This is a genomic window from Vibrio sp. OPT46 (assembly GCF_015163535.1).
GTDB lineage: Bacteria > Pseudomonadota > Gammaproteobacteria > Enterobacterales > Vibrionaceae > Vibrio > Vibrio alginolyticus.
Map to the genome: position 1 here is coordinate 119,124 of NZ_JADDYG010000092.1, position 1,838 is coordinate 120,961.

General features: G+C 47.0%; 2 protein-coding genes. Both read right to left on the bottom strand.

Annotated elements, in window-relative coordinates; translation table 11 throughout:
* Window positions 1–230 precede the first annotated feature (230 nt).
* Complete coding sequence (locus tag IQR33_RS03965) at window positions 231–1,400, bottom strand: isovaleryl-CoA dehydrogenase (protein WP_005373245.1); 1,170 nt, start codon at window positions 1,398–1,400, stop codon at window positions 231–233.
* A 45-nt stretch (window positions 1,401–1,445) separates the two neighbouring features.
* Entirely contained in the window at window positions 1,446–1,832 is a 387-nt protein-coding gene (locus IQR33_RS03970) for a MerR family transcriptional regulator (RefSeq protein ID WP_005373242.1), read from the bottom strand.
* Window positions 1,833–1,838: the final 6 nt, after the last annotated feature.

Consider the following 1,838-nt stretch of genomic DNA (forward strand, 5'->3'; position numbering starts at 1 on the left):
CCATCTTCGATTTGCGCAGTCACGGTATAAAGTTGATCTACAAGCGACGCCATAGAGCGGTAGTTTTCCTGATACTGCTCGGAATGGGTATTAATATTGGTCGTCAAACAAGCCATAAATAGCCGATCTCCATTCGGTAGACGGGTGTCACTACCCGTCTTTATTTAGGTTGAATAAGATTTAGATTGAATAAGGAAGTTGTTTCGAGTTAGAACGCCTAGGTATGACTATTAAGCGCTTTCGTTAAACAATTCGCGACCAATAAGCATGCGGCGAATTTCTGAAGTGCCCGCACCGATTTCATACAGCTTGGCATCTCGCAACAAACGGCCCGTATCAAACTCGTTGATGTAGCCGTTACCGCCAAGTAGTTGAATCGCATCCAGTGCCATCTTGGTTGCCAGCTCTGCGCTGTAGAGGATCGCGCCAGCAGAATCTTTACGGGTGGTTTCACCCCGATCACAAGCGGCAGCGACGGCGTAAACATACGCTTTAGCGGCATTCATTTGTGTGTACATATCCGCAATTTTTGCTTGAACTAGCTGGAATTCACCGATGGATTTACCGAACTGTTTACGGTCGTGAATGTAAGGCACAACGATATCCATACACGCCTGCATGATGCCAAGTGGGCCGCCTGCAAGCACCACACGTTCGTAGTCGAGGCCGCTCATCAATACTTTCACGCCTTGGTTTTCTTCGCCGAGAATATTTTCCGCAGGGACTTCGCAGTTTTGGAAGACCAGCTCACACGTATTCGAGCCGCGCATACCCAACTTGTCGAGTTTTTGTGCTTGAGTAAATCCAGGGAATCCGCGTTCCACAATAAATGCCGTGATGCCTTTGGAGTGCTGGCTTGGGTCGGTTTTTGCGTAGACAACATAGGTGTGTGCATCAGGGCCGTTGGTGATCCACATTTTGTTGCCATTTAATAGGAAAATATCGCCTTTACGTTCGGCTTTAAGCTGCATAGAGACCACATCAGAGCCGGCGCCGGGTTCACTCATAGCAAGGGCGCCGATATGTTCACCGGAGATGAGCTTAGGTAGGTATTTCTCTTTTTGCGCTTGTGTGCCGTTACGGTGGATTTGGTTGACGCAAAGGTTGGAGTGAGCGCCGTAACTTAACGCAACCGAAGCGGATGCTCGGCTGATTTCTTCCATAGCGATAACGTGGGCGAGATAGCCCATGCCTGCACCACCAAACTCTTCGCTGGTGGTCACACCTAAAAGACCCATGTCACCTAATTTGGACCAAAGATGGTTTGGAAAGTCGTTAGTTTGGTCGATAGATTGCGCTAGCGGCGCAATTTCTCTTGCAGCAAAACTATTGATTTGCTCGCGAAGCAAATCGGTATTTTCGTCATAAACAAAGTTCAGGGAAGAGTAGGTAGATTTCATTGCGTGTCCTTGCCTTTACGTCACCTACATCCCAGAGTTGAGGTGTTAGGTGACTTTTTCGCCTTTCATGGATCTCAGTGTGTTTTGGCATCGCAACTGCGCAGCATTTAACTCCATCATTACCGCTTGAATGTCGTTTGCTTGCTGTTGCAATGCTGCCTTCTTCTCTTCGATCAACCGAATCATATAGTTCAACTGCTCAGTACTTTGATCGGTATCGTAGAGTTCAAATAACTCTTTGATATCTGCAAGAGAAAAGCCCAATCGCTTACCTCGCAAAATCAGTTTTAGTCGAATTCGATCACGACCATTGTAGATTCGAGTGTTGCCTTTACGTTCTGGAGTTAGGAGACCTAAATCTTCGTAGAAGCGAATGCTTCGAGTAGTAATGTCGAACTCTTTCGCGAGCTCGCTGATCTTAAATGTGTTCATTCCTTA

Excerpts from the sequence above, each read along its gene's own strand:
- IQR33_RS03965 (WP_005373245.1), bottom strand. The coding sequence starts at position 1,400 with ATGAAATCTACCTACTCTTCCCTGAACTTTGTTTATGACGAAAATACC.
- IQR33_RS03970 (WP_005373242.1), bottom strand. The coding sequence starts at position 1,832 with ATGAACACATTTAAGATCAGCGAGCTCGCGAAAGAGTTCGACATTACT.